Annotated in this window: 4 protein-coding genes; all 4 read left to right on the plus strand. The window is 71.1% G+C overall.

The window, feature by feature from the left end; translation table 11 throughout:
• A partial coding sequence (locus GKQ77_RS28960; RefSeq protein WP_219691990.1) for a YwqJ-related putative deaminase occupies positions 1-501 on the plus strand: 501 nt, incomplete at its 5' end.
• Between the two features lie 35 nt (positions 502-536).
• Entirely contained in the window at positions 537-944 is a 408-nt protein-coding gene (locus GKQ77_RS28965; protein ID WP_219691992.1) for an SUKH-3 domain-containing protein, read from the plus strand.
• Positions 945-986: 42 nt separating this feature from the next.
• Positions 987-2,366 carry an SUKH-3 domain-containing protein gene (locus tag GKQ77_RS28970; RefSeq protein WP_258022151.1) on the plus strand — a complete coding sequence of 460 codons (1,380 nt, stop codon included), beginning with the start codon at positions 987-989 and terminating at the stop codon, positions 2,364-2,366.
• A 298-nt stretch (positions 2,367-2,664) separates the two neighbouring features.
• A complete protein-coding gene (gene fahA, locus GKQ77_RS28975) occupies positions 2,665-3,978 on the plus strand; it encodes a fumarylacetoacetase (protein ID WP_219691994.1) in 1,314 nt (437 codons plus the stop codon).
• Positions 3,979-4,051: the final 73 nt, after the last annotated feature.

Genomic DNA, 4,051 nt, shown 5'->3' on the forward strand with positions numbered 1-4,051 from the left:
GGCCTGGCCCCCGGCCCGAACCCCCGCGCGTACGTCCCGAACCCGTTCACCGCGGTGGACCCCCTGGGCCTCGCACCGGACTGCGAGACAGCGGCGAGGGACGCGGCGAGGCGGCGGGCGGACGAGGAGCAGGCCCGGCCCGGGGCGAGCAAGAAGACCAGACCCACCAGCGCGGCCGGGCTCTCCGTCCCCGGCCACGAGACCCCCTTCACGGGAGCGAGCGTCAAGGGCGGCGGGAACCACGATCTGCACCCGGACATTCAGGCCGCGTACGACGATGTGCCGCTGGACATCAGGCAGAGAATGGGAGGCCAGCACGGGCGCTGCGGCGAGGCCGAGGCCCTGTCCGATGCCATGAAGGCTGGTGTCAACCCACGAGGAGGTGTGATGGCGGCAGTCAACGTACGTGCGGAGGGCAACGCCGCGCACGGCACTCCGAAGCCTCCCTGTGAATCGTGCGCGGATGTACTTGGACGACTCAACATCAGAGCGGTGAGCTAAAGATGACTGATGAAAAGCCACAGCGTTGGTCCGCGGTGACCGATCGCGTGCTCCGGAGAGCCGGATGGAGTCCGGGCCGCTCGGTCCCCACGGCACAGTGGGAATCCGTCCTGCTCGAAGTGGGCGACTTCGAGATCCACGAGGCGGCCCGTCGCTTCCTTGCCGAATTCGGCGGCTTGGAGGTCGTCAGGGAACCGGACCACGAGAAGGGCTGGCGTCAGTTCCAGTTGGACCCGCTCCTGGCCGAGTCGGACAGCGAGATCTTCGAAGAGCTGAGCGAGGAGGCGGGCGCCGACCTCTTTCCCCTCGGAATGGCGGATCACCGCAACTTCTACCTGGGCATGGCCCCAAGTGGGGCGGTCTACGTGGGAATGGACTATCTGAGCCTGTTGGCGGACAGTCCCGACGCGGCCCTGGAAAAACTCATCCGAGGGGCTGCCTGACAGCTGGTGTCCCTCCCGGATACGCATCCGCGCTGGTGGCTCATGAACGACAGAATCCGGCATTGGTCCGCAGGGACCGACAAAGTCTTGCGGAAGGCAGGCTGGTATTCCGGCCGCGAGGTGCCCACCGAGGAGTGGCGGCGGGCGCTGCTGGGGCGCGGTGGCATCGACATGTCCGCGGCGGCCCGGGGGTTCCTGGCCGAGTTCGGTGGTCTGGTCGTCACGGGGGAGGCCGGACGGTTCTGGACCGACCCGCTCACGGCCGGCTGGGACGACAAGGTCTTCGACGTGCCGGACGAGGGCTCACCCGCGTATCTCTGCCCCATCGGCGCCACGGACCGCGGTGACGGCGTGGGCATGGCCCCGAGTGGGGCCGTCTACATCGGCCGGGAGAGCGTGCGGCTCCTCGCGCCTTCCCCTGGTGAGGCGCTGGACAAGCTCGTGTCGGGAGCGGGGGCAGACGCGGGCGGGGGGACCGAACTGCGGTCCTGTTGGTCCGCTTTGACCAAGCGCGTGCTCCGGTCGTCCGGCTGGGATCCGGACCGCTGGGTGCCCAGGCCGGAGTGGGAGAGCGAGCTGCGAGAGCGTGGCTTCACGGTCCACGAGGCGGCTCGGCGGTTCCTCGCCGAGTTCGGCGGGCTGCGGACCGACGAGTGGACGCCCGGCCCGGTCATGCCTCAGTCGCCCTACCACTTCGATCCTCTCGGCGCGGCGGCGGACACCGGAGCCTTCGCCGCGTTCACCGGGACGGCCGGGGCCGACCTGTGTCCCATCGGCCGGGCGGACAGCGGTGACAGTTTTCTGGGCATGGCGGCGAATGGCGCGGTGTACGTCGGCAGGGACGGCGCCGAGCTGCTCGCGGAGAGCGGCTACGACGCCGTGGAGAAGCTCGTGATGGAGCGCCGCACCGATGCCCCGCTGCCGTTCGTCCCGGCGGGGGACCACCTCGTGCTCCCCCACAGTCCCGAGCACGACCTGAGCGCGGAGATCGGGACGCGGTGGTCCGCCGAGACTGACCGTGTGCTGCGGCTCGCCGGCTGGTACCCCGGCCGGTCCGTCGCCACGGAGGAGTGGGAGCGGACGCTGCACGACGCCGACGAGGACTTCGAGATCCACGAGGCCGCGCGCGGGTTCCTGCGGGAGTTCGGCGGTCTGGAGATCCACCAGCGGGGCCCCGGGCGGACGGCCGCGCGCTCCCCGTTCCGGCTCGACCCGCTGGTGGCCACGTGGGACCGCGAGATCCTCGACGACCTCGGTGAGCAGGCGGGAAAGTACCTCTACCCCATCGGCGGGATCGGCCGCGGCGTCTCCTACCTCGCCATGGCCGCGGACGGCACGGTCCATGTCGGCATGGACGACGTGACGCTCCTGGCGCAAACCGGCGACGAGGCCTTGGGCAAGCTCATCGAGGGGGTGCGGTAGCCCGTCCGGTGGTCCCAAGTGACCGACCGCGTGCTGCGGAGGTCCGGCTGGTATCCCGCCGTTCGGTACCTATCGGTCCTCCGTGATCGCGTACATCGGTACTCCCAGCCGGCCGAGACCGCGGATCGCGCCCACCCCGCCCGCGTCCCCCAGAACCGCTGAGGCAAAAGACGCCAAGGCGCAATTGACCACTCCAGCAAGGCTTATCCGGACATTACGAACTCTTTAGGCACTGCCGAAACGGGGGACTACACACGTAACGTGTGGCACACCCCTATGGAAAGCGAGGCAGGTACGCATGTCCGAGCAGACCCCGCTCGACCCGGCCGCCGGTGACTCCCCCGGCCTCCCCGACAGCGGCTCCGTCGGCCGCTCCGAGGGCGACCCCTTCGGTCTGCCCGAGGGCGACCCCTTCGGACCGCACAACCTCCCCTACGGCGTGTTCTCCCTGGCCGGAGAGCGCAACGACCAGCGCAGGGTCGGGGTACGGCTCGGCTCGTACGTCCTCGACGCGGGCGCCGCGGCCGCCGCCCTCGGCTCCCCCTACGTCTCGCTCCTGGCCCGGCCCACACTGAACGCCCTCCTCTCCGCGGGCCGCACCGCCTGGTCCGACGTGCGGCGTGCCCTGACGGCGTGGGTGACCGTCCCCTCCTACCGGGACTCCGTACGCCCCCTGCTGCACCCCCTCTCCGACGTCACCCTGCACCTGCCGTTCGAGGTCGCGGACTACGTCGACTTCTACGCCTCGGAGCACCACGCGACGAACCTGGGCAAGATGTTCCGCCCGGACTCGCCGACCCCGCTGACCCCCAACTGGAAGCACCTGCCCATCGGTTACCACGGCCGGTCCGGCACCGTCGTGGTCTCCGGGACGGACGTGGTGCGCCCTAGCGGCCAGCGCAAGGCCCCCACCGACACGGCCCCCGTCTTCGGCCCCTCGGCCCGCCTCGACATCGAGGCGGAGGTCGGCTTCGTCGTCGGCGCGCCCTCGGAGCACGGCACTCCCGTGCCCCTCGCGGACTTCCGCGAGCACGTCTTCGGCCTCACCCTCCTCAACGACTGGTCGGCGCGCGACATCCAGGCCTGGGAGTACGTCCCCCTCGGACCGTTCCTCGGCAAGTCGTTCGCCACGTCGGTGTCGGCGTGGATCACCCCCCTCGACGCGCTGGACGCGGCCCGGGTCGCGCCCCCGGAGCGCACGCACCAGCTCCTGCCCTACCTGGACGACTCCGCCGAGCCTGCCGCGGACGAGCCGGGCGGCTACGACCTGCGCATCACGGTCACGCTCAACGGCCACGTCATCTCCGAGCCGCCCTTCTCCACCGTGTACTGGACGGCCGCGCAGCAGCTCGCGCACATGACGGTCAACGGCGCCTCACTGCGCACCGGCGACCTGTACGGCTCGGGCACGGTCAGCGGGCCGTCGGCCGGGCAGTACGGCTCCCTGATCGAGATCACCTGGAACGGCCGCGACCCCCTCGAACTCCCCGACGGCAAGCGGACGTTCCTGGAGGACGGCGACGAGGTCACGCTCTCCGCATGGGCCCCGGGACCGGACGGCACCAAGGTCGGCCTCGGCGAGGTGAGCGGCCGGATCGCGGCGGCCCGCTGAGCCGATCGTCCTCACCGGCGGACCGCCGCCCCACCCCTCGGGCCCGGCCTGCGCCGGGCCCGAGGGGTGGGGC

The sequence above is a fragment of the Streptomyces anatolicus genome (assembly GCF_019400875.1).
Lineage (GTDB): Bacteria > Actinomycetota > Actinomycetes > Streptomycetales > Streptomycetaceae > Streptomyces > Streptomyces anatolicus.